At 65.6% G+C, this 22,987-nt stretch carries 23 protein-coding genes; 13 read left to right on the top strand and 10 right to left on the bottom strand.

Translation table 11 applies throughout. From position 1 onward, the window contains the following. Nucleotides 1–66: 66 nt before the first annotated feature. Entirely contained in the window at nt 67–1,077 is a 1,011-nt protein-coding gene (locus FAS41_RS06145; RefSeq protein WP_171049447.1) for a flagellar protein MotY, read from the bottom strand. A gap of 138 nt (nt 1,078–1,215) precedes the next feature. On the opposite strand from FAS41_RS06145, the gene pyrC reads away from it, so the two are divergent. Beyond that, complete coding sequence (gene pyrC, locus FAS41_RS06140; RefSeq protein WP_138520724.1) at nt 1,216–2,262, top strand: dihydroorotase; 1,047 nt, start codon at nt 1,216–1,218, stop codon at nt 2,260–2,262. Further along, on the top strand, nt 2,259–2,939 hold the full coding sequence (rnt, locus tag FAS41_RS06135; protein WP_037011317.1) for a ribonuclease T: 681 nt from the start codon (nt 2,259–2,261) through the stop codon (nt 2,937–2,939). Before pyrC ends, rnt begins: the two co-directional genes overlap by 4 nt. 60 nt (nt 2,940–2,999) lie before the next feature. Here the strand turns inward: rnt and FAS41_RS06130 are convergent, their stop codons facing one another. Continuing rightward, nucleotides 3,000–3,602 (bottom strand): peroxiredoxin, encoded by a 603-nt coding sequence (locus FAS41_RS06130; protein WP_138520723.1) that lies wholly within the window; start codon nt 3,600–3,602, stop codon nt 3,000–3,002. Between the two features lie 264 nt (nt 3,603–3,866). On the opposite strand from FAS41_RS06130, the gene FAS41_RS06125 reads away from it, so the two are divergent. Together FAS41_RS06125 and bfrB are read left to right on the top strand one after the other, a co-directional pair. Beyond that, the gene (locus tag FAS41_RS06125) at nt 3,867–4,082 is read left to right on the top strand and encodes a bacterioferritin-associated ferredoxin (protein ID WP_138520722.1); all 216 of its coding nucleotides are present in this window, start codon (nt 3,867–3,869) and stop codon (nt 4,080–4,082) included. Between the two features lie 219 nt (nt 4,083–4,301). Then, the gene (gene bfrB / locus FAS41_RS06120) at nt 4,302–4,778 is read left to right on the top strand and encodes a bacterioferritin BfrB (protein ID WP_138520721.1); all 477 of its coding nucleotides are present in this window, start codon (nt 4,302–4,304) and stop codon (nt 4,776–4,778) included. A 48-nt stretch (nt 4,779–4,826) separates the two neighbouring features. Here the strand turns inward: bfrB and FAS41_RS06115 are convergent, their stop codons facing one another. The 3 genes from FAS41_RS06115 to FAS41_RS06105 all read right to left on the bottom strand — a co-directional run bounded on the left by FAS41_RS06115 (nt 4,827) and on the right by FAS41_RS06105 (nt 8,607). Beyond that, nucleotides 4,827–5,990: an MFS transporter gene (locus tag FAS41_RS06115; protein ID WP_138520720.1), complete on the bottom strand. Its 1,164-nt coding sequence runs from the start codon at nt 5,988–5,990 to the stop codon at nt 4,827–4,829. A 64-nt stretch (nt 5,991–6,054) separates the two neighbouring features. Continuing rightward, a complete protein-coding gene (grxD, locus tag FAS41_RS06110; protein ID WP_017521010.1) occupies nt 6,055–6,381 on the bottom strand; it encodes a Grx4 family monothiol glutaredoxin in 327 nt (108 codons plus the stop codon). 132 nt (nt 6,382–6,513) lie between these two features. Continuing rightward, nucleotides 6,514–8,607, bottom strand: a complete 2,094-nt coding sequence (locus FAS41_RS06105) for a molybdopterin oxidoreductase family protein (RefSeq protein ID WP_138520719.1) — start codon at nt 8,605–8,607, stop codon at nt 6,514–6,516. 314 nt (nt 8,608–8,921) lie between these two features. Here FAS41_RS06105 and argF point away from each other — a divergent pair, with 314 nt between their 5' ends. Together argF and FAS41_RS06095 are read left to right on the top strand one after the other, a co-directional pair. Next, on the top strand, nt 8,922–9,839 hold the full coding sequence (argF, locus tag FAS41_RS06100; protein ID WP_138520718.1) for an ornithine carbamoyltransferase: 918 nt from the start codon (nt 8,922–8,924) through the stop codon (nt 9,837–9,839). A 17-nt stretch (nt 9,840–9,856) separates the two neighbouring features. Next, nucleotides 9,857–10,918 (top strand): ABC transporter ATP-binding protein, encoded by a 1,062-nt coding sequence (locus FAS41_RS06095; RefSeq protein WP_138520717.1) that lies wholly within the window; start codon nt 9,857–9,859, stop codon nt 10,916–10,918. On the opposite strand, the gene FAS41_RS06090 is transcribed toward FAS41_RS06095, so the two are convergent. The 3 genes from FAS41_RS06090 to ybaK all read right to left on the bottom strand — a co-directional run bounded on the left by FAS41_RS06090 (nt 10,915) and on the right by ybaK (nt 13,303). After that, entirely contained in the window at nt 10,915–11,859 is a 945-nt protein-coding gene (locus FAS41_RS06090; RefSeq protein ID WP_138520716.1) for an electron transfer flavoprotein subunit alpha/FixB family protein, read from the bottom strand. The genes FAS41_RS06095 and FAS41_RS06090 overlap by 4 nt on opposite strands. Before the next feature lie 95 nt (nt 11,860–11,954). After that, nucleotides 11,955–12,740: a PhzF family phenazine biosynthesis protein gene (locus tag FAS41_RS06085; RefSeq protein WP_138520855.1), complete on the bottom strand. Its 786-nt coding sequence runs from the start codon at nt 12,738–12,740 to the stop codon at nt 11,955–11,957. A gap of 92 nt (nt 12,741–12,832) precedes the next feature. Further along, nucleotides 12,833–13,303 carry a Cys-tRNA(Pro) deacylase gene (ybaK, locus tag FAS41_RS06080; RefSeq protein ID WP_081517701.1) on the bottom strand — a complete coding sequence of 157 codons (471 nt, stop codon included), beginning with the start codon at nt 13,301–13,303 and terminating at the stop codon, nt 12,833–12,835. Between the two features lie 172 nt (nt 13,304–13,475). On the opposite strand from ybaK, the gene glpK reads away from it, so the two are divergent. The 4 genes from glpK to FAS41_RS06060 all read left to right on the top strand — a co-directional run bounded on the left by glpK (nt 13,476) and on the right by FAS41_RS06060 (nt 18,204). Beyond that, nucleotides 13,476–14,990, top strand: a complete 1,515-nt coding sequence (glpK, locus tag FAS41_RS06075) for a glycerol kinase GlpK (protein WP_138520715.1) — start codon at nt 13,476–13,478, stop codon at nt 14,988–14,990. Between the two features lie 338 nt (nt 14,991–15,328). Then, nucleotides 15,329–16,084, top strand: coding sequence for a DeoR/GlpR family transcriptional regulator (locus FAS41_RS06070; RefSeq protein WP_138520714.1), 756 nt, complete (start codon nt 15,329–15,331; stop codon nt 16,082–16,084). A 147-nt stretch (nt 16,085–16,231) separates the two neighbouring features. Continuing rightward, a complete protein-coding gene (gene glpD / locus FAS41_RS06065) occupies nt 16,232–17,773 on the top strand; it encodes a glycerol-3-phosphate dehydrogenase (protein ID WP_138520713.1) in 1,542 nt (513 codons plus the stop codon). A gap of 104 nt (nt 17,774–17,877) precedes the next feature. Next, the gene (locus tag FAS41_RS06060; protein WP_171049451.1) at nt 17,878–18,204 is read left to right on the top strand and encodes a GlpM family protein; all 327 of its coding nucleotides are present in this window, start codon (nt 17,878–17,880) and stop codon (nt 18,202–18,204) included. 23 nt (nt 18,205–18,227) lie between these two features. On the opposite strand, the gene FAS41_RS06055 is transcribed toward FAS41_RS06060, so the two are convergent. Next, nucleotides 18,228–19,238, bottom strand: a complete 1,011-nt coding sequence (locus FAS41_RS06055) for an alpha/beta fold hydrolase (protein ID WP_138520711.1) — start codon at nt 19,236–19,238, stop codon at nt 18,228–18,230. 201 nt (nt 19,239–19,439) lie between these two features. On the opposite strand from FAS41_RS06055, the gene FAS41_RS06050 reads away from it, so the two are divergent. The 3 genes from FAS41_RS06050 to FAS41_RS06040 all read left to right on the top strand — a co-directional run bounded on the left by FAS41_RS06050 (nt 19,440) and on the right by FAS41_RS06040 (nt 22,046). After that, nucleotides 19,440–19,883, top strand: a complete 444-nt coding sequence (locus FAS41_RS06050) for a CopD family copper resistance protein (RefSeq protein ID WP_138520710.1) — start codon at nt 19,440–19,442, stop codon at nt 19,881–19,883. Nucleotides 19,884–20,011: 128 nt separating this feature from the next. Beyond that, a complete protein-coding gene (gene metR / locus FAS41_RS06045) occupies nt 20,012–20,932 on the top strand; it encodes a transcriptional regulator MetR (RefSeq protein WP_138520709.1) in 921 nt (306 codons plus the stop codon). A 115-nt stretch (nt 20,933–21,047) separates the two neighbouring features. Beyond that, nucleotides 21,048–22,046 carry a tellurite resistance/C4-dicarboxylate transporter family protein gene (locus FAS41_RS06040; RefSeq protein WP_138520708.1) on the top strand — a complete coding sequence of 333 codons (999 nt, stop codon included), beginning with the start codon at nt 21,048–21,050 and terminating at the stop codon, nt 22,044–22,046. Nucleotides 22,047–22,311: 265 nt separating this feature from the next. Here the strand turns inward: FAS41_RS06040 and FAS41_RS06035 are convergent, their stop codons facing one another. Beyond that, the gene (locus FAS41_RS06035) at nt 22,312–22,956 is read right to left on the bottom strand and encodes a glutathione S-transferase family protein (RefSeq protein WP_138520707.1); all 645 of its coding nucleotides are present in this window, start codon (nt 22,954–22,956) and stop codon (nt 22,312–22,314) included. Nucleotides 22,957–22,987 lie beyond the last annotated feature (31 nt).

The raw sequence follows: 22,987 nt of genomic DNA, 5'->3' as shown, positions 1-22,987 counted from the left end.
AGAGGGGCGACAGCTTTTGACGACAAAGCGACAAATACTATCGTCGGTGCGACCCGACGCCGCGGCTCAACCCTTGGGAGTCGTGGGCGGCGTGGAGGGTGGATTGGCAGCGCTGGCCGATGGCGCTGCCGGGGCGCCCTGAGCGGGCGCGCTGGCAGCCGGAACCGGCGTGCTGGGCGCAGCGGCGGCGGGGGCTGGCGGGGCTTCGGCGGGAACCTGTTCGACGACCGCCTCGCGGGACAGGTTCACCGTCACCCGGCGGTTCTTCGCGCGGTTGGCGGCGGAATTGTTCTTCACCAGCGGGTAGCGCTCGCCATAGAAACGCACGGTGATCTGCGATTCCGCCACACCGTTGGCCTTGAGGTACTCCATCACCGCGATGGCGCGGCTGCGCGAGGCCTCGCGGTTGGCCAGACGGTTGCCGCTGTTGTCGGAGTGGCCGTCCAGCTCGATACGGTTCACCGTCGGATCGGCCTTCATATATTGCAGGATGATGTCCAGCTTGGCGCGGCCCAACGGGTCGACCTCGGTACCGCCGTCCGGGAAGCCGACCTGGCTCTGGCGCACCTGGTCGAAGTTGACCGGAAGCATCTTCGTCGAGCAGTCCTGGAATTTCGTGTATCCATCGGCGAAACGCGTCGGCATCAGCCGCACCAGCAGGTTCTCGCCAGTGCGCGTGCGGTGGCGGACCTCCGGCGCACGACCTTCCAGCAGGCCGCCGAGCAGGCGCCCGGCCTGCTGCTGGGTACTATTGAAGGGAACGTCGCCCGAACCGACCTGCACCGCCCCCAGATTCAGGTCGCCCTGCCCTGGGCGCCATGGCGGCGCGGCCGCCAGCAGGGTCGCAGAACCGCTGCCCAGCCAGCCGGTCTGCGGCTTGAGGCGGAAGGTCGGCTGCTCGCCCGCGCGCCAGACGAACTCGCCCAGGCCGAAACCGGCCACGCTCTGCGACAACCGGCACTCGAACTGGTCGCCCGCCACCGTCCATTGCGCACTCTCCATGCGCGTCTGGAAGGTCAGCCCCCAGGCCGGAAGGCTGGCGCAGAGAGTGAGCAGGAGCAGAGAGGGCTGGCGCACGATGGCTTCCACACAGGTAAAAAGGCGTCCCAGATTCTATCGGTCAGCCTCGGCAAAACTTGATAGCGAGTGCCGGCGGCGGGCTTTTCCGGTAGCATTTCACCCTCTTCCCGCTGCAACCGCACCCCTGGAATCCGCATGTCCGACCGCCTGACACTCCTGCGCCCCGACGACTGGCACATCCACCTGCGCGACGGCGCCGCACTCGCGCAAACCGTCGGCGACGCCGCGCGCACCTTCGGCCGCGCCATCATCATGCCGAACCTGGTCCCGCCGGTACGCAACGCCGCCGAAGCCGACGCCTACCGCCAGCGCATCCTGGCCGCCCGTCCGGCCGGCAGCCGCTTCGAGCCGCTGATGGTGCTGTACCTCACCGACCGCACCAGCGTCGAGGAAGTCCGCACCGCCAAGGCCTCCGGCTTCGTGCACGCCGCCAAGCTGTACCCGGCCGGCGCCACCACCAACTCCGATTCCGGCGTCACCAGCGTCGACAACATCTTCCATGTGCTCGAAGCCATGGCCGAAGTCGGCCTGCCGCTGCTGGTGCACGGTGAGGTGACCCGCGCCGAGGTCGACGTGTTCGACCGCGAGAAACGCTTCATCGACGAGCACCTGACCCGCGTGGTCGAGCGTTTCCCGACTCTCAAGGTGGTCTTCGAGCACATCACCACCGGCGATGCCGCCGCCTTCGTCAAGGCCGCCCCGGCCAACGTCGGCGCCACCATCACCGCGCACCACCTGCTGTACAACCGCAACCACATGCTGGTTGGCGGCATCCGCCCGCACTTCTATTGCCTGCCGATCCTCAAGCGCAACACCCACCAGGAAGCCCTGCTGGATGCGGCCACCAGCGGCAGCCCGAAATTCTTCCTCGGCACCGACTCGGCCCCCCACGCGCGCCACGCCAAGGAAGCCGCCTGTGGTTGCGCCGGCTGCTACACCGCCTATGCCGCCATCGAGCTGTACGCCGAAGCCTTCGAGCAGCGCAATGCGCTGGACAAGCTGGAAGGCTTTGCCAGCTTCCACGGCCCGGACTTCTACGGCCTGCCGCGCAACAGCGATCGCATCACCCTGGTCCGCGAAGAGTGGGAAGCCCCGGCGGCGCTGCCGTTCGGTGACTTCGACGTGGTTCCGCTGCGCGCGGGTGAAAAACTGCGCTGGCGCCTGCTGGAGACCGAGGCATGAGTGACGAGAACGAAATCTTCGAAGAAGAACTCGACGGTTCCTTCCCGCCCGGCCCGCGCCACCCGATGGCGCGCCGCTTCCGTGGCTACCTGCCGGTGGTCGTGGATGTCGAGACCGGCGGCTTCAACGCCGGCACCGATGCCCTGCTGGAAATCGCCGCCGTCACCATCGGCATGGACGAGAGTGGCTACCTGTTCCCGGAGCACACCTACTTCTTCCGTGTGGAGCCCTTCGAAGGCGCCAACATCGAGCAGGCGGCGCTGGAGTTCACCGGCATCAAGCTGGACCACCCGCTACGCATGGCCGTGCCGGAAGAGCAGGCACTGACCGAGATCTTCCGTGGCATTCGCAAGTCGCTGAAGTCCAACGGCTGCAAGCGGGCGATCCTGGTCGGCCACAACAGCAGCTTCGACCTGGGCTTCCTCAACGCCGCGGTCAACCGCAGCGGCGTGAAGCGCAACCCGTTCCACCCGTTCTCCAGCTTCGATACCGCCACCCTCGCCGGCCTCGCCTACGGCCAGACCGTGCTGGCCAAGGCCTGCCAGACTGCCGGCATCGAGTTCGACAACCGCGAGGCGCACTCGGCACGCTACGACACCGAGAAGACCGCCGAGCTGTTCTGCGGCATCGTCAACCGCTGGAAGGAATTCGGCGGCTGGATGGAAGACGATCACTGATCGTGCCGTCCTGAATGAAAAAGCCCCGCACTTGCGGGGCTTTTTCATGGGCCGCCAGCGTTACAGCTTACCGGCATGCTCGGCCAGGTAGGCGGCAACGCCTTCGGGCGAAGCGGCCATGCCCTTGTCGCCCTTCTTCCAGTTGGCCGGGCAGACTTCGCCGTGCTCCTCGGTGAACTGCAGGGCGTCGACCAGACGCAGCAGCTCGTCCATGTTACGGCCCAGCGGCAGGTCGTTGACGATCTGCGAACGCACCACGCCGTTCTTGTCGATCAGGAATGCCCCCCGGAAAGCCACGCCGCCTTCGGACTCGACGTCATAGGCCTTGCAGATCTCGTGGGTGATGTCGGCGGCCAGGGTGTACTTCACCGGGCCGATACCGCCCTTGTCCACCGGGGTGTTGCGCCAGGCGTTGTGGGTGAAGTGGGAGTCGATGGAGACGCCGATCACTTCGACGTTGCGCGCCCGGAAGTCGGGGATGCGGTGATCCAGGGCGATCAGCTCGGACGGGCAGACGAAGGTGAAGTCCAGCGGGTAGAAGAACACCAGGCCGTACTTGCCCTTGATGGCTTCGGACAGCACGAAGCTGTCGACGATCTCGCCAGTGCCCAGCACGGCGGCCACGTTGAAATCGGGAGCTTTCTTACCTACGAGTACGCTCATTTCCTTCTCCTTAATGGTGAGGCGCTGGGGAGTGGAGGCTCCGCCCGGTCGAAACTGCCGTGCTTGAGAGCCCGCCACTCCAGTGGGGGCAGCCATCATACACCCCGCCCGCAACACCTACATCTGCGCGGCCTCGGCGCTAACTCATTGAACCGGTTGACCATTTATCGGGCCGTCGAAATGAGACCTCGGCAACTTTTGACAATCATTCTCATTATTATTAGTATCGCTTCCAACAACCCCACAGCGACAAGTAGTGCAACCATGTACGTCTGCCTCTGCAACGGTGTTACCGATACCCAGATCCGCGATGCGATCTACGACGGCGCCTGCAACTACCGCGAAGTGCGCGAATGCACCGGTGTCGGCACCCAATGCGGCAAGTGCGCGTGCCTGGCCAAGCAGGTGGTTCGCGATACCCTCGGCGATCTGCAGAGTGCCCAGTCGATGAACTACAACCTGGCCTACGCGGCGGGTTGAGAAAAATACCGCTGATCAGTTCAGCCGAAATTCCGAAGAAACCGGGCCATTGCCCGGTTTTTTTATGCCTGAAATTCAGGGATTTAGCGCCGGGATGCGGAATGAAAACATTCGCATTCATATTCCTTTTTATAACAAATTCAAGCACTTATGTTTGACATGTGGTTATAAGGGGGCGAGAATTTCAATCTCTCCCACTCCACACGGCAGGACCCCGGCATGAAAGGCGACAAGAAAGTCATCCAGCATCTGAACAAGATCCTCGGCAACGAGCTGATCGCCATCAACCAGTACTTCCTGCACTCGCGCATGTGGAACGACTGGGGCCTGAAGCGCCTCGGCGCGCACGAGTACCACGAGTCCATCGATGAGATGAAGCACGCCGACAAGCTCATCGAACGCATTCTGTTCCTCGAAGGCCTGCCCAACCTGCAGGACCTGGGCAAGCTGCTGGTCGGCGAGAACACCCAGGAAATGCTGCAGTGCGACCTGAACCTGGAACTCAAGGCCTGCAAGGACCTGCGCGACGCCATCGTGCATTGCGAAAGCGTGCATGACTACGTCAGCCGCGATCTGCTCAAGGACATTCTCGAGTCCGAGGAAGAGCACATCGACTACCTGGAAACCCAACTGGGCCTGATCCAGAAAGTCGGCCTGGAAAACTACCTGCAGTCGCACATGCACGAAGACGACTGATCAGGCAAAAGGCACCGGCGCAGTTGTGGACGCCGGTGCCCTTCCCTTCTAGACGTTCGCCTTCGGCGGACGGCGCACCAGTCCGGCCTTGAACACCAGGCCCGCGCACAGCCCGATCACCACCAGCAGCGACAGGCGCAGGCCCACATGCTCGGCGAGGAAGCCGATCAGGGGCGGGCCCAGCAGCAAGCCGCCATAACCGAACGACGCCACCGCCGCCACGCCGCGCGAAGGCTCGACCCCTGGCCGATTGCCCGCCGCGCCGATCAGGATCGGCACTACCACCGACAGCCCCGCGCCCACCAGGGCGAATCCGGCAATCGCTCCGGCCACCCAAGGGCTGAACAACGCCAGCAGCATGCCCGCAATCGCAAGCAGTGCGAGGTTGCGCACCAGCGCCTCGTCGGCGAAGCGAACGCGCAAGCGATCACCGAACAACCGCCCCAGCACCATGGTCGCGGAGAACGCCGCAAAGCCCAGTGCCGCCAGGCGTTCGGACGCACCCAATACCTGGTGCAGCAGCAAGGCGCCCCAGTCGGCGACCGCCCCTTCGGAAACGAATGCGCAGAGAGTCAGCAGACCCAGCCCGATCAGTGCCGGTGGCGGCAGGCGCCAGCCACGTTGGGCTGGCGCCTCCTCCTCCATGGGTTCCGGACGGCCCTCGAATAGATGGCGGGCGAAGAGCGGCAGGATCGCCACGGCGATCAGCGCCAGCAGGCTGAAGTGCCAGATCGGCGGCAGGTCGGCGAAGGCCGCCGCCCCGACAGCGCCGACCAGGCCGCCCAGGCTGTACATGCCGTGCAGGCTGGAGATACACGGGCGGCCGAGGCGCCGCTCGACTTCCACCGCCTGGGTGTTCATCGCCACGTCCATGGTCGCGAAAGTCAGGCCGACGGCGAGAAAGCCCGCCGCCAGGACCCAGACGTCCTGCGCCAGCCCAAGCAGTGGGAAGGTCGCCATCAGCGCCAGCCCCGACATCACCGTGATCGCCCGGCTGCCGTAGCGGCGCACCAGCGCGCCGGCAAAGGCAAACGCCAGCAGCGCGCCGAAGCCCGCGCCCAGCAGGGCCTGGCCCAGTTGCTGCTCGTCCACCCCGGTCATGCTCTTGAGGGCCGGAACCCGCCCCATCACGCTGCCATGGACCATCCCGCCCATGGCGAAGCAGTATCCGCACGCCCAGCGCGCGGCATTGGCCCGCGTCTGTTCAGTCATCATTTATTTCTTCCCAAAAACAAAGCCCCGCCAAGGCGGGGCTTTGTGCGGCAGCACGAAAGGCTCAGGCGTTGGCCTTGCTCACGGCGTCCTTGATCAGCGGTTGCAGCTCACCCTTCTCGAACATCTCGGCCAGGATGTCGCTGCCGCCGACCAGCTCGCCGCCGACCCACAGTTGCGGGAAGGTCGGCCAGTTGGCGTATTTGGGCAGGTTGGCGCGGATTTCCGGGTTCTGCAGGATGTCGACATAGGCGAACTTCTCGCCACAAGCCATCAGCACCTGCGCGGCGCGGGACGAGAAACCGCACTGGGGAGCGTTCGGCGAACCCTTCATGTACAGCAGAACGGGGTTGCTGGAGATCTGCTCTTTGATGGTATCGATGATATCCATGAACTTCCTCGGCTTAACTATCAGACACTGACCCGGCAGTCGCCTCTCAGGGCATAGGCCGGCACGGTACCGCGCATTGTACTGCAAAGCCGAGTGCAACGCTCGGCTTTGCAGGTGACGCGCGTCAGCTTGTCAGGCCGCCTCGACCTCCACCGGTACCCCGTTGAGCGCTGTGTTGCCGGAGAGCGCATCCAGGTGGCGTTCATCCGTCAGGTCGTTGGCGCTGGCACCGCCCTGCTCGCGGGCGATGGCCAGCTGCACCCCCGGTCGCCCGTGGCCCCAGCCGTGCGGCAGGCTGACCACGCCGGCCATGACTTCGTCGCTGGCAGCCACTTCGATCTCGATGCTGCCGACCCGCGAACGCACCCGCACCTTCTGCCCGTCCACCAGCCCGCGCGAAGCCAGGTCCTGCGGGTGCATCAGCAACTGATGGCGCGGTTTGCCCTTCACCAGGCGGTGATAGTTGTGCATCCAGGAATTGTTGCTGCGCACATGGCGACGACCGATCAGCAGCAGTTGATCGATGGCCGGCGTCTGGGTGTCGGCGAAGCGACGCAGGTCACCCAGGAATATCTCCGGTGCCGCTTCGATGCTGCGGCTGGCGGTCTTCAATCGCGGCGCCAGGTTCGGCTGCAGCGGGCCCAGGTCCAGCCCATGGGGGTGTTCGCGCAGCCGCGCCAGGTTGAGCTTGTGCTCGCTGGCGTCGCCGTAGGGGCCGAAGCGCAGGCCCATCTCGATCATCTGCTCCGGCGCCATGGTCGGCTTGAGCTCGCTGCCTTGGCGCGCGGCGTAGGCCTTGGCCAGGCCGACGAAGATCTCCCAGTCGTGCAGAGCGCCTTCGGGTTTGGGCAGGATCGCCTCGTTGAAGCGCGTGACATTGCGCACCGCGAAGACGTTGAAGGTGGTGTCGTAGTGATCGTGCTCCAGGGGCGCGGTGGGAGGCAGGATCAGGTCGGCGTAGCGGGTCGTCTCGTTGATGTAGAGGTCGACGCTGAGCATGAACTCCAGGCCATCCAGCGCCTGCTCGAGGCGGCGGCCATTGGGCGTGGACAGCACCGGGTTGCCCGCCACCGTCACCAGAGCGCGCACCTGCCCTTCCCCTTCGGTCAGCATCTCCCCGGCCAGCGCCGCCACCGGCAGCTCGCCGCCGTACTCCGGCAGGCCAGATACGCGGCTCTGCCAGCGGTTGAACGCGCCGCCCGCGGTAGTCGCCACAAGGTCCACGGCCGGCGTGGTGCACAAGGTGCCGCCGACGCGGTCGAGGTTGCCGGTAACCAGGTTGATCAGCTGCACCAGCCACTGGCACAGGCTGCCGAATACCTGCGTGGAGACACCCATGCGTCCATAGCAGACCGCCTTGTCGGCAGCGGCGAAAGCCCGCGCCAGTTGGCGGATGTCTTCCGCCGGCACGCCACAGCGCGTCGCCATGGCCGCCAACTTGAAAGGTGCCAAGGCCTCGCGGACCGCATCCAGGCCGGTGACCGGCAGGGAGGTTTCGCGGGTCAGCCCTTCGTTGAGCAGCGTGTCGAGGATGCCCAGCAACAAGGCTGCATCTTCGCCAGGGCGGACGAACAGGTGCTGGTCCGCCAGCGCCGCCGTCTCGGTGCGGCGCGGGTCGACCACGACCAGCCTGCCGCCGCGCGCCTTCAGCGCCTTCAGGCGTTTCTCCACGTCAGGCACGGTCATGATGCTGCCGTTGGAAGCCAGCGGGTTGCCGCCCAGGATCAACATGAAATCGGTGTGGTCGATGTCGGGAATCGGGATCAGCAGGCCGTGGCCGAACATCTGCTGGCTGACCAGATGGTGCGGCAGCTGGTCCACCGACGTCGCCGAGTACCGGTTGCGGGTCTTCAGCTGGCCGAGGAAGTAATTGCTATGGGTCATCAGCCCGTAGTTGTGCACGCTGGGGTTGCCCTGGTACACGGCCACCGCGTCGTTGCCATGGCGCTCGCGAATCTCCGCCAGGCGCGTGGCGACCAGCTCGAAAGCCTCGTCCCAGCCGATCGGCTGCCACTCGTTGCCGACGCGGCGCACCGGCTGGCGCAGGCGGTCCGGGTCGTTCTGGATGTCCTGCAACGCCACCGCCTTGGGGCAGACGTGGCCGCGGCTGAAGCTGTCCAGGGCATCGCCCTTGATCGAGAGGATGCGCTCGTCCTCGGTCTCGATGGTCAGGCCGCAGATGGCCTCGCACAGGTGGCACGCACGGTGGTGGAGGGTCTTGCTCATGGCTCGCCTCGTTATTGTTGTCGCCGGCGCCTCATGGGGCCGGTCGCGGGGTCGAAAGCACTATGAATCCAGTCCCGGCGAAGCACCACCAGCTTCCGTCGGGTGAATCTGCGGGCATCAGGAACGACCATGGACAAACCCCGCCCGACGGGCCTTCCGGGCGAAACTTGCGTCGACGTGACATTTCCTTATAGGATCGCGCCTTCCCCCATTTTCCGCTCCATGCGGTCCCGCCGCAGGTTCAGCCCGTTTTTTCTCACGAAAGCCGGTCGGTACCTCGGCCTGATTCTGAGAATAAGTAGTAGGTACGAACCATGAGCGCACGTCACTTCCTCTCGATGCTGGATTACACGACCGAAGAACTGCTCGGTCTGATCCGCCGCGCCACCGAGCTGAAGGACCTGCGAGACCGAGGCGTGCTCTACGAACCGCTGAAGAACCGCGTGCTGGGCATGATCTTCGAGAAGGCCTCGACCCGGACGCGGATTTCCTTCGAAGCCGGCATGATCCAGCTCGGCGGCCAGGCCATCTTCCTCTCCCCCCGCGACACCCAGCTGGGCCGTGGCGAGCCGATCGCCGACGCCGCGCGGGTGATGTCGCGGATGGTCGATGCGGTGATGATCCGCACCTTCGCCCACAGCAACCTGATCGAGTTCTCCGAGAACTCCCGCGTGCCGGTGATCAACGGCCTGTCGGATGACCTGCACCCCTGTCAGCTACTGGCCGACATGCAGACCTTCCACGAACACCGTGGCAGCATCGCCGGCAAGACCGTGAGCTGGATCGGCGACGGCAACAACATGTGCAACAGCTACATCGAGGCGGCGATCCGCTTCGACTTCCAACTGAACGTGGCCTGCCCGGAAGGCTACGAGCCGAACGCCGCGCTGATGGAACAGGCCGGCGAGCGCGTGAAGATCTTCCGCGACCCACGCGAGGCGGTGGCCGGCGCGCACCTGGTGAGCACCGACGTCTGGGCCTCGATGGGCCAGGAAGACGAAGCAGCCGCACGCCTGCGCCTGTTCCAGCCATATCAGGTAACACGTGCGCTGCTCGATGGCGCGGCGGCGGATGTACTATTCATGCACTGCCTGCCGGCCCACCGTGGCGAAGAGATCAGCGAAGACCTGCTGGACGACGCGCGCTCCGTGGCCTGGGACCAGGCGGAAAACCGTCTCCACGCCCAGAAGGCACTGCTCGAGATGCTGGTCGAGCACGCGCACTACGCCTAAGCCCCACTTCGAGTCCGATGACCCAGACGCTGCTGCTCAATCTCGACGATCTTTCCTGTGGCTATGAACAGCAGCGTGTGGTGCAAGGCGTCAGCCTGCACCTGAACGCCGGCGACATCGGCTGCTTGCTCGGTCCCTCGGGCTGCGGCAAGACCACCACCCTGCGCGCCATCGCCGGTTTCGAGCCGGTGCAGGGCGGCCGCATCGAGCTGGGTGGCGAAGTCATCTCCCGTCCCGGCTTCACCCTGTCGCCGGAGAAACGCCGGATCGGCATGGTGTTCCAGGACTACGCGCTGTTCCCACACCTGTCGGTGGCCGACAACATCGCCTTCGGCATCCGCAAGCATCCCGAGCGTGAGCGCATCGTCGGCGAGCTGCTGGAGCTGGTGAAACTCGACGGCCTCGGCCAGCGCTTCCCCCACGAGCTCTCCGGCGGCCAGCAGCAACGCGTGGCCCTGGCCCGCGCGCTGGCGCCGCAGCCGCAATTGCTGCTGCTCGACGAACCCTTCTCCAACCTCGACGTGGAACTGCGCCGCCAGCTCAGCCACGAAGTGCGCGACATCCTCAAGGCACGCGGTACCAGTGCCATCCTCGTAACCCACGATCAGGAAGAGGCCTTCGCCGTCAGCGACCACGTCGGCGTGTTCCGCAACGGCCTGCTGGAACAGTGGGACACCCCGTTCAATCTCTACCACGAGCCGCAGACGCCCTTCGTCGCCAGCTTTGTCGGCCAGGGCTATTTCATTCGCGGACAGATGTGCGGCAGTGATGCAGTGCAAACCGAACTCGGCCTGCTGCGCGGCAACCGCGCCTACAGCCTGCCGGACGGCAGCGCGGTGGATGTGCTGCTACGCCCGGACGACCTGGTGCCAGCCGCCGAGGGCGCGCTGAAGGCACGGATTGTCGGCAAGTCGTTCCTCGGCGCCGCCACCCTGTACCGCCTGCAATTGCCTACCGGCACCCAGCTGGAATCCCTCTTCCCCAGTCACGCCGACCATCAGCCGGGCGACGAAGTGGCCATCGGGGTGGCCGCCGAGCATCTGGTGCTGTTCCCCGCCCAGGGCAGCGTGGCGCTCTAGCCGAGCGCCCTCTCAAGCTCCGGCAGCAACTCGAACAGGTCGCCCTGCAGGCCGTAGTCGGCTATCTCGAAGATCGGTGCATCCGGGTCGAGGTTGATCGCGGCAATGACCTTGGCGTCCTTCATGCCCGCCACATGCTGCACGGCGCCGGAAATCCCCACGGCCAGGTAAAGCTCCGGCGCGACGATACGCCCGGACTGGCCTATCTGCAGCTCCGCCGGTGCGAAACCCGCATCCACCGCCGCCAGTGACGCGCCCACGGCGCCCTGCAACCGATCTGCCAGCGGATAGAGCGCGGCGAAACCCTCCTGCGTCTGCAATCCGCGCCCGCCAGCGACAATGACTTTCGCCGACTCCAGGGCAGGACGCTCGAAGTCCGGGTGCTCCTCGCCCTGCCAACGCGACAGGCCAAGATCGCCCGGCCCGCCAATGCGTTCGAGCACGGCGCTGCCGCCCTCGGTTGCGACGGGATCGAATGCCGTGGGACGGATGCCCAACACGATCACCGGCCCGTCGCAGCGCACTGTCGCGATAGCGTTGCCGGCGTAGATCGGGCGCTGGAAGGTGTCGCGGTCGAGCACGGCGATGACGTCCGACACTGCATCGACATCCAGCAGCGCGGCGATCCGTGGCAGGCAGTCACGGCCGACGGCAGTGGCCGGCGCGAGGATATGCGAGTAGTGCGGCGCCAGGCTGACGACCAGCGCGGACAGGTTTTCCGCCAGCAGGTGGTCATAGGTCGTATCGTCCGCGAGCAGGACCCGCGCCACACCGTCGAGGCAGCAAGCGCGCTCGGCCAGATCACCGAGATCGCTGCCAGCCAGCAGCAGATGGACCTCGCCGCCGATTTGTCTCGCAGCCGTCAGGGCGCTCAGGGTCGCCGGAGTGAGAGCCGCGGGGGCGCCGGTAGATTGATAGTCAGCGATGAGCAGGATTGCCATGGATTTGCCTCCTTTCGGACGCGCCGCGCAGGTGCGGCGAGGCCGTGAGTGAAGGCAAGGGTACGCCGGGGGACGGCATGGCCCCCGGTCACAGATCAAACAACCAGCAGACGACCGCTGGCCACCAGGCGCGCGTACCCGGCGATGCTCACGCGGTCGTCCTCCAGGCGGCACCACAGCTCGCCGCCGCGCGCGGAGCACTGGAAGGCGCGCATCTGCAGCTTGTTCAGGCGGCCCGACCAGTAGGGAATCAGGCTGCAGTGGGCAGCGCCGGTCACCGGGTCTTCGTTGAGGCCGATGGCCGGGGCGAAGAAGCGCGAGACGAAGTCGTAGTCATCGCTGCGCGCGGTGACGATCACCCCCAGGTAAGGCAGGCGCGCCAGGGCGGCAAAGTCCGGCTTGCAGTCGCGCACGGCCTGCTCGGACTCCAGCAGCGCTAGCAGGTGCGAGGCGTTGCTCAAGGCGTCCACCACATCCACGCCCAGTGCGCTGGCCAACTCCACGGTAGCGCCCGTTTCACTCGGCGGCTGAGCCGGGAAGTTCAGTGCCAGCCGGCCATCCTCGCGGCTCACGCGCAGCGGGCCGGACAAGGAGTTGAGTTCCAGCACTTCGCCCGGCTCATCGAACACCTCGAACAGCACATGGGCACTGGCCAGGGTGGCGTGGCCGCACAGCGGCACTTCGGCGGTCGGGGTGAACCAGCGGATGCGCCATCCCTCAGGCTCTTTTACCAGGAAGGCGGTCTCCGACAGATTGTGCTCGGCCGCGATCTTCTGCATCAGCTCATCGCTCAGCCACGCGTCGAGGCGGTAGACCATGGCCGGGTTGCCGGCGAAGGGACGGTCGGTGAAGGCGTCCACCTGGTGGAAGTCGAGCAGCATGGCGATCTCCTTGTAGTGATGGCCGAGCATGACAGAAGCCGACGGGCGGCGAACCGTACAGTAGGGACCACACAGTCCCTGGGGGCGAGCGATCAGGGGCGCCCGATGGGCGCGAACTTCGCCGAGGTCAACCCAGCCAGGGTCTCGGCGCTCAGTTCCACTTCCAGACCGCGTCGGCCAGCGCTGACATGGATGGTCGGGAAGCCCTGGGCGGACTCGTCGATGAAGGTGCGCAGGCGCTTCTTCTGCCCCAGCGGGCTGATGCCGCCGACCAGGTAACCGGTGGCACGCTGCGCGGCGTTGGGGTCGGCCATGTCGGCCTTCTTCACGCCCGCCGCATGCGCCAGCGCCTTGAGGTCCAGGCTGCCCACCACCGGCACCACCGCCACCAGCAGTTCGCCCTTCTCGCTGGCCGCCAGCAGGGTCTTGAATACCCGCGCCGGGTCGAGGTTGAGCTTCTCAGCGGCCTCCAACCCGTAGGACGGCGCCTTCGGGTCGTGCTCGTAGCTCAGCACGTGGTGTTCGGCACGGTTCTTCTTCAGCAGGTCGATGGCGGGGGTCATGATCGGCGGGCTTCTCGCAAGCGGCTTTCCAGCGCATAACAGTAAGCCAAGGCGTGCTGCACTGCACGGTGTTCGCTTCACCGACGTGGACGAATCCCGTATGGTCTGCGCCATTCACCTTCCGGCCCACGCGGCCGGGACTGCCGAACGGAATCCGCACAAGGCCGCCCGCATGACCGATTCGAAGAACAAGAAATACGTCGTCGCCCTCGACCAGGGCACCACCAGCTCGCGCGCCATCGTCTTCGACCATGACGCCAACGTGGTCAGCACGGCCCAGCGCGAGTTCGCGCAGATCTACCCGCAGCCAGGCTGGGTCGAGCACGACCCGATGGAAATCTGGGCGACCCAGAGCTCGACCCTGGTGGAAGCCCTGGCCCAGGCCAACATCGGCTTCGGCGAGGTCGCCGCCATCGGCATTACCAATCAACGCGAGACCACCCTGGTATGGGACAAGGCCACCGGCCGGCCGATCCACAACGCCATCGTCTGGCAATGCCGGCGCAGCGCGGCCATCTGCGAACAACTCAAGCGTGACGGCCTGGAACAGCACATCCGCGACACCACCGGGCTGGTCGTCGACCCCTACTTCTCCGGTACCAAGCTCAAATGGATCCTCGATAACGTCGACGGCGCCCGCGAACGCGCTCAACGTGGCGAACTGCTGTTCGGCACTGTCGACAGCTGGCTGATCTGGAAACTCACCGAAGGGGAAGTGCACGTCACCGACTACACCAACGCCTCGCGCACCCTGATGTTCGATATCCACAAGCGCGACTGGGACGAGCGCCTGCTGGCTGCGCTGGGTGTGCCGCGCGCCATGCTGCCGCAGGTTCGTCCGTCTTCGGAGGTCTACGGGCATGCCAAGGTCGGCGGCCTCGGTGTGCATCGCACGCCGATTGCCGGGATCGCCGGCGACCAGCAGGCCGCGTTGTTCGGCCAGATGTGCGTGGAGCCGGGCCAGGCGAAGAACACCTACGGCACCGGCTGCTTCCTGCTGATGAACACCGGGGCCAACGCGGTGAAATCCACCCACGGCCTGCTCACCACCATCGCCTGCGGCCCGCACGGCGAAGTCGCCTATGCGCTGGAGGGCGCGGTGTTCAACGGCGGCTCCACCGTGCAGTGGCTGCGCGACGAGCTCAAGGTGATCAACGACGCCCACGACTCCGAATACTTCGCTACCAAGGTGAAAGACAGCAATGGCGTCTACTTGGTCCCCGCCTTCACCGGCCTTGGCGCGCCCTACTGGGACCCTTATGCCCGCGGCGCGCTGTTCGGCCTGACCCGCGGGGTGAAGGCCGACCACCTGATCCGCGCCACCCTGGAATCCATCGCCTACCAGACCCGCGACGTGCTTGATGCCATGCAGCAGGACGCCGGCGAACCGCTGCGCGCCCTGCGCGTGGACGGCGGCGCGGTGGCCAACAACTTCCTCATGCAGTTCCAGGCCGACATCCTCGGCACCCCGGTGGAGCGCCCGCAGATGCGCGAGACCACCGCCCTCGGCGCCGCCGTGCTGGCGGGCCTGGCCTGCGGCTTCTGGGGCGGCCTGGACGAACTGAAGAACAAGGCGGTGATCGAGCGAGTGTTCCAGCCGGCCTGCGACGAGACTGAGCGCGCGCGGTTGTACAAGGGCTGGAAGAAGGCCGTGGAGCGAACGCGCGGCTGGGCGGCCGAAGACTGAACGCATTGCCGGCACCGTAGGATGGTGTGGAGCGAAGCGATACCCATCGATGACCGTGCGAGCAGCGCTGATGGGTATCGCAAGCTCCACCCATCCTACGGACCAGGGAAATTCCTGAGCGAAGCACAGTCCTCTCCCCCGCCCTCTCCCAGAAGGGAGAGGAAGCCGTTCGGAGTGACCGGCCAGCTTGGTGCTCCGCTTGATGCCGCTCAGTCCCCTCTCCCTTCAGGGAGAGGGTTAGGGAGAGGGAAAGCGCCCGCGCCGAACCCGCCTGGCATGACAGAGAGGCCGCGGTACGGCATCCTTGCCCTCCCGGCCCGTCCGCACGAGCGCACCGCATGAACCTGCCCCCTCGACAGCAAAGCATCCTCGACCTGGTCCGCGAACGCGGCTACCTGAGCATCGAGGAGCTGGCCCAGCAGTTCGCCGTCACCCCGCAGACCATCCGCCGCGACATCAACCAACTCGCCGAACAGAACCTGCTGCGTCGCTACCACGGCGGCGCGGCCTGGGACTCGAGCATCGAGAACACCGCCTACAACACCCGCGCCGACCAGATGCGCGACGAGAAGCAACGCATCGCCGACGCCATCGCCGCGCACATCCCGGACAACGCCTCGCTGTTCATCAACATCGGCACCACCACTGAAGCCATCGCCCGCGCCCTGCTCGGCCACCAGAACCTCAAGGTCATCACCAACAACCTGCACGTCGCCAGCATCCTCGCCGGCAAGGACGACTTCGAAGTGCTGATCGCCGGCGGTACCGTGCGCGCCGACGGCGGCGTGGTCGGCCAGGCAGCGGTAGACTTCATCGAGCAGTTCCGCGTCGACTTCGCCGTGGTCGGTATCAGCGGCATCGACGAAGACGGCAGCCTGCTGGACTTCGATTATCAGGAAGTGCGCGTCTCCCGCGCCCTCATCGACAACGCCCGACAGGTCTTCCTCGCCGCCGACTCCAGCAAGTTCGGGCGCAACGCCGTGGTGCGCCTGGGCCCGATCTCCCTGGTCAGCCGGGTGTTCACCGACAGCCCGCCGCCCACCGTCGTGGTGCGCCTGATGCAGCAGCACAAGGTCCAGCTGGAACTGGTCTGAGCCGCACTCACCGCCTTCACTTTCGAACATTCAGACGAATGCCTGCGCGAATTCGCGCTCAGGGCTGGTCATATTTCATTCACTGAACTAGGATATTTTCGAAAACGAACATCAAAAGATTCACTTTCAATCCCCAAGGCGGCCCCCATGAACCCAACCAGCAAGCGCCACGCGCCCCTGGCCGAAGTCTATGACGTGGCCGTCATCGGTGGCGGTATCAATGGCGCGGGGATCGCGGCAGACGCCGCCGGTCGCGGGCTGTCGGTGTTCCTTTGCGAACAGCACGACCTCGCCGCCCACACCTCCTCCGCCAGCAGCAAGCTGATCCACGGCGGCCTGCGCTACCTGGAGCACTACGAATTCCGCCTGGTCCGAGAAGCCCTCGCCGAGCGCGAAGTGCTGCTGGCCAAGGCGCCGCACATCGTCCACCCGCTGCGCTTCGTGCTGCCGCACCGTCCGCATCTGCGCCCGGCGTGGATGATCCGCGCCGGCCTGTTCCTCTATGACCACCTGGGCAAGCGCGAGAAGCTGCCGGCCTCCCGCGGCCTGCGCTTCGGCCTCGACAGCCCGCTGAAGGCCGAGATCACTCGCGGTTTCGAATACTCCGACTGCTCGGTGGACGACGCGCGCCTGGTGGTGCTCAACGCCATGTCCGCCCGCGAGAACGGCGCCCACATCCATCCGCGCACCCGCTGCGTCAGCGCCCGCCGCAGCAAGGGGCTGTGGCACCTCCACCTCGAGCGCCGCGACGGCAGCCTGTATTCGGTACGCGCCCGCGCGCTGGTCAACGCCGCCGGCCCGTGGGTCGACCGATTCCTGCGCGAAGAGTTGCGGCAGAAGCCGCCCTACGGCATCCGCCTGATCCAGGGCAGCCACCTGATCGTGCCGCGCCTGTACGAAGGCGAGCACGCCTACATCCTGCAGAACGAGGACCGGCGCATCGTCTTCGCCATCCCCTACCTGCGCCAGTTCACCCTGATCGGCACCACCGACCGCGAATACCAGGGCGACCCGGCGAAGATCAGCATCAGCGACGAAGAGACCGACTACCTGCTCAACGTGGTCAACGCCCACTTCAAGCGCCAGCTGGACCGCCAGGACATCCTGCGCAGCTTCTCCGGCGTGCGCCCGCTGTGCGACGACGAATCCGACGATCCTTCGGCCGTGACCCGCGACTACACCCTGGCGCTGGACAACACCCCCGGCGAAGCGCCGCTGCTGTCGGTGTTCGGCGGCAAGCTGACCACCTACCGCAAGCTCGCCGAAGCCGCGCTGGAGCAGCTGGCCCCGCATTTTGCCGGCGTGATGAAACCACGCTGGACCGCCGACGCCCCGCTACCCGGCGGCGAGGCGATGACCACGGTGGAAGACCTGGCCATTCAGTTGATGGATCGCCTGCGCCAGCTCGACCCTGCCCTCGCCCGCCGTTGGGCCAGCACCTACGGCAGCCGCATCTGGACACTGCTGGACGGCGCGCACAACCTCAGCGAGCTGGGCGAACACCTGGGCGCCGGGCTCTATGCACGGGAAGTGGAATATCTGGTCCACGAGGAGTGGGCGCGCGACGCCGATGACATCCTCTGGCGCCGTACCAAGCTCGGCCTGTTCCTCAATGCCCGGCAGCGGGAACGTCTGGAACAATTCCTCGGCAGCGAAAGTCCACTGGAACCGAGTACGCAGGTTGCCTGAACGTCGAATTGGAGCGGGAAGCCCGTCTCGCGGATAATCCACCAACCATCCCCCGACGCCACCGCCCCGGTGGCGTCGCCGCATAAGGGAACGACGTGGACCTGATCCTCAAGGCAACTATCGGCGCCGGCGTGGTGCTGATCCTCGCCGTGCTGTCGAAGACGCGCAATTACTACATCGCCGGTCTGGTGCCGCTGTTCCCCACCTTCGCCCTGATCGCCCACTACATCGTCGGCAAGAGCCGTTCGCTGGACGACCTGAAAACCACCATCCTGTTCGGCATGTGGTCGATCATCCCCTACTTCGTCTACCTCGCCGCGCTCTACCTGATGGTGGATCGCCTGCGTCTGGAGTTGTCGCTGGCGATGGCCGCGCTGGCCTGGCTGGTAGCGGCCTCGCTGCTGGTGTTCGTCTGGGTGCGCCTGCACTGAACCCTTGCCGGTGATGCCTCGTCTCAGAGCTGGGCGACGTGCCCGCCGCCCTGGTGCTCGCGCAGGTAAGGCAGCACCGCGCCCAGCAGCGGTTCCTTGAAGTCTTCCTGGAAGCGATGCGCCATGCCGGGAATCAGCTTGAGCACCGAGCCGCGGATGTGCGCCGCCACGTGCACACCATGCATGACCGGCAGCAGCGGGTCGGCGGTGCCATGGACCACCAGGGTTGGCACATTCAGGCGGTTGAGCAGTTCCACGCGGCTCGGTTCGGCGAGGATCGCCAGCATCTGCCGTTGCACGCCTTCAGGGTTGAAGGCACGGTCGTAGGAACGCGCCGCCTGCTGCAGCAATTGCTGACGATCGTCGCGCACTTCCGGGCTGCCGAGGGCTGCCAGCAGGTCAGCCTGCTGCTCGATGGCCTGTTCGCGGCTGGCCGCTTCACGTCGGGCGAGCAGACGCAGCAGCGACTCGCTGGGCGCCGGCAGGCCTTCGGCGCCGGAACTGGTCATCACCAGCGTCAGGCTGATCACACGGTCGGGCGCCATGTCGGCCACATGCTGGGCGATCATCCCGCCCATGCTCGCGCCCAATACGTGGGCGCGCTCGACATGCAACGCGTCGAGCAGGTGCAGGGCATCGCCAGCCATGTCGGTCAGGCTGTAGGGCGCACTCACGGGCAAGCCGAGGCGGTAGCGGATAACTTCGTAGGTCAGGTTGCCGCTGGGTGTAGGAACGCGCCACGAAGACAGCCCGACATCGCGGTTATCGTAGCGGATCACCCGGAAGCCCTGCTGGCAGAGCGCCTCGACCACTTCGTCCGGCCAGTGGATCAGCTGGCCGCCCAGCCCCATGACCAGCAGCAGCGTCGGGTCCTGCGGACGGCCGATACTCTGGTAAGCCAGACGCACGTCGCCCAGGTCGACCAGTTCGGTCGGCACTCGCGCATCGCAGCGATCGGCGGCAACCGCCCGATCGGCAAAAGAGAGAGAGGACAGGCCGCAGAAAAGAGCGACCGCCAGAAGAAAAGCACGCATGAATGAAAATCCGGAACGCAAAACCCCAGTTGAGCGCGATTCTGATGAATTTCCGTCGCTCGCTCTGCCACAGGTCCGTGACAGTTTGATGAAAGGCGCTGAGCGGTCACCGACGGCCCTTCCCGACTTCCCATGACAGGGATCAAGGGCAATCAGCCCCAACAGTCGCGAAGATAGGAGCCCCCGCTCGGACGTTTCGCCATGGCCTACCCCATTCTGCTGGTGCTGCACCTGTTCGCCGCAATCCTGTTCGTCGGTACGGTGTTCTTCGAAGTGCTGATTCTGGAAAGCGTCCACCGCCATGTTCCGGCACGGGCGATGAAAATGGTCGAGGGAGCGCTGGGTCGTCGTCTGCGCCGAGTGATGCCCTGGGTGATCCTGACCCTGTTCGGCAGCGGCCTGGGCATGCTGCACCTGCGTTACGCGCCGATGCTGGCCGCCCCCCTGGCATCGCCCTTCGCCACATTGCTCAGCCTCAAGCTGCTGCTGGCCGCCAGCGTCCTGGGGCATTTCATCTTCGCCATGTACTCGTTCCGCGTGGGGCGGATGACCGGCCAGCGCTCCCGGCGCATCCACTACAGCGTCTTCGCCCACGTGGTGCTGATCGTGCTGCTGGCCAAGGGCATGTTCTACCTGAGCTGGTGATACCAGCCCGGTGAATCAGGGCCGGCGAACGCGTGCTGGTGAAGTGCCAGTCGCCGGCTTATCATGAGACCAGCTCAATTGCTCCGCTGTTTTATCAAGATTTCCTCATAGTGAGGCGAGGTCGCGCCATGCTTGAACTCCGTCACCTGAAAACCCTGCATGCCCTGCGCGAAGCCGACAGCCTGGTGGAGGCCGCCGAGCGCCTGCACCTGACGCAGTCCGCCCTCTCCCACCAGTTCAAGGAACTGGAGGAACGCCTCGGCCTGTCCCTGTTCATCCGCAAGACCAAGCCGGTGCGCTTCACCAGCGCCGGCCTGCGCCTGCTGCAACTGGCTGACGCCGTGCTGCCGCAACTGCGCGGCGCCGAGCGCGACCTGGCGCGCCTGGCCGGCGGCACTGCCGGTCGCCTGCACATGGCCATCGAGTGCCACAGCTGCTTCCAGTGGTTGATGCCGACCATCGACCAGTTCCGCGACGCCTGGCCGGAAGTGGAGCTGGACCTCGCCTCCGGCTTCTCCTTCGCCCCTCTCCCGGCGCTGGCCCGCGGCGACCTGGACCTGGTGGTGACCTCAGACCCGGTGGAGATCGCCGGCATTACCTACGTGCCGCTGTTCACCTACGAGGCGCTGCTGGCGGTGGATAACCACCATGCGCTGGCCGGCAAGTCCTTCATCGTCCCGGACGACCTGGCCAATCTGACGCTGATCACCTATCCCATCGAGCGTGATCGCCTGGACATCTTCACCCGCTTCCTCGAACCCGCCGACGTCGAGCCGGCTCAGGTGCGCACCTCGGAACTGACGGTGATGATGATGCAGCTGGTGGCGTCCGGGCGCGGCGTCTGCAGCCTGCCCAACTGGGCACTGCACGAATACAGCTCGCGGGGCTATGTGACGGCCAAGCGCCTGGGGGAGAAAGGCCTGTACTGCACGCTGTTCGCGGCCATTCGCGCCGACATGCTGGATGCGCCATTCATGCGCGATTTCCTGCTGACGGCGAAGGACACCTCTTTCGCCACACTGGAAGGTGTCAGCGCAGCGAAGCATTGATCTGACACCGTGCCTCCTTCGCAAAGTGCCTGCCCGACCTGTGGGCAAGGCTCCAGAGCGGGGACGCCGCGAGCGCATGGCGGTATAGGAAAGCCCCCTCCCAGGAGAATTTCCCGTGCTCAAGGACTTTCCACCCAGCTACTTCGCGCTGGTCATGGCGACCGGTATCGTATCCCTGGCCTGCCATCTGATCGGCCTGCAGCCAGTGGCACTCGGCCTGTTCTGGCTCAACATCCTGCAGTACGCGCTGTGTCTGTCGTGCAGCCTGTATCGGCTGATCCGCTATCCAGGACGGATGTGGCAGGACCTCACCCACCACGCGCGCGGCCCTGGCTTCCTCACCCTGGTGGCCGGTACAAACGTGCTGGGCGTGCAGTTCATCGTGCTGGTCGATCAGCACGCCATCGCGCAGGCCCTGTGGTTGTTCGCCGGGCCGCTCTGGCTGCTGTGCATGTACGCGATGCTCGCCGGCGTCACACTTACCCAGCACAAACCCACCCTGGAGCAGGGCCTGAACGGCACCTGGCTGCTGTGCACGGTGTCCAGCGCCTCGATCTGTGTGCTTGGCAGCTACCTGGCGACGCGCTTTGCCGATCCAGAGCTGATCCTGTTCGTCTGCGTGGCGGCCTACATGATCGGCATCATGCTGTACGTGCTGATCATGTCGCAGATCCTCTACCGCTGGCTGTTCCTCGACCTGGAGGCGGGTGAGCTATCGCCTTCCTACTGGATCAACATGGGCGCCCTGGCGATTTCCACGCTGGCCGGCGCACGCCTGCTGACAGCCGGAGCCGACAGCGCGCTGATCCAGTCCCTCGCGCCCTTCATCCTCGGGCTGTCGGTCTTTGTCGGCGCTTTCGCCTGCTGGTGGATTCCGTTCCTGATACTGGTCTTCGTCACCCACCGGGTGCGCTATGGCATCGGTATCCATTACGACCTGCAGAACTGGTCAGTGGTGTTCCCATTGGGCATGTTCTGCGTCGCCTCGTTCAACGTCCTGCCGCTGTTGCATCAACAAGTGCTCCTGCCAGTCATACAGGCGCTCACCTACATCGCCCTGGCCGCCTGGGCCGCCACATTCCTCGGACTGCTGCGCTACCTGCTGCGGCGCTGAAGCGCAAAAAAAGGCCCATCCTTGCGGATGGGCCATCGGGGACATCGTCGATCAACACCTGTGGTTCTTATGGTTCCAGCAGCGCCGAGTGATGGGGTTACGCGGCGTTGAGGCCATCATTGACCAACGTGCTGCGGCAGAAAATAAGGCCACAAGAAAAAAGGAATCTTCCCACATTACCTGAGACCGATTCCGCAAAACGCGGCGGGACCGCCACGGCAGACGGAATTTCTCCTATGGCTCTGGCCCGGTACTTAGTCCGGTGTCAGGGCGCTTTTGCTTCTGCCGCACGGGCGTGTTCCTCCGCCCACTGCACATCCCGCTCCCACACCCGTTTGAAGGCCGGGCGCGAGGTCACCAGCTCCACATACCGTTCGAACACCGGCAGCTTGGGCACCACGCCGAAACCGATGGTCCAGCGCAGGGCTGCACCCCACAGCACATCGGCGGCGGTCATGCGGTTACCCAGTAGGTAGGGGCCGGTTTCCAGCTGCTCGGCGAGGGCGCGCATCACGCTGTCGTAATCGCCGTAGGGGCTCATGGCCTGTGGGGCGGCATCGCGCTTCAGGGCTCGGTCGACGATGGCCGGCTCGAAGCTGGACCCGTAGAACACCAGCCAGCGCAAGTAGGGGCCGCGCAGCGGGTCGTCAAGGGCCGGAGCGAGATTCGCTCGGGGGAACAGGTCGGCGAGGTAGATGAAGATCGCGCCCTGCTCGGTGACCAGCGATTCGCCGAGGCGGATCGCCGGGACCTTGCCCAGCGGGTTGACCGAGAGGTACGCCGGCTTGCGCTGCTCGCCGGCCTTCATGTTGATCAGTTCGAGGTCGTACTCGGCGCCCAGTTCTTCCAGCAGCACCAGGGTGCCGCTGGAGCGTGTCTGGGGCGAATGGTAGAGGGTGAGGCGGGGCATGGCGGGATCTCCTCGGGCATCACGACTCGGA

The organism is Pseudomonas nicosulfuronedens, from assembly GCF_005877905.1.
Taxonomy (GTDB): Bacteria; Pseudomonadota; Gammaproteobacteria; order Pseudomonadales; family Pseudomonadaceae; genus Pseudomonas; species Pseudomonas nicosulfuronedens.
Note: the sequence above shows the minus strand (reverse complement) of the source record. Positions and strands in the feature narration are given on the sequence as shown.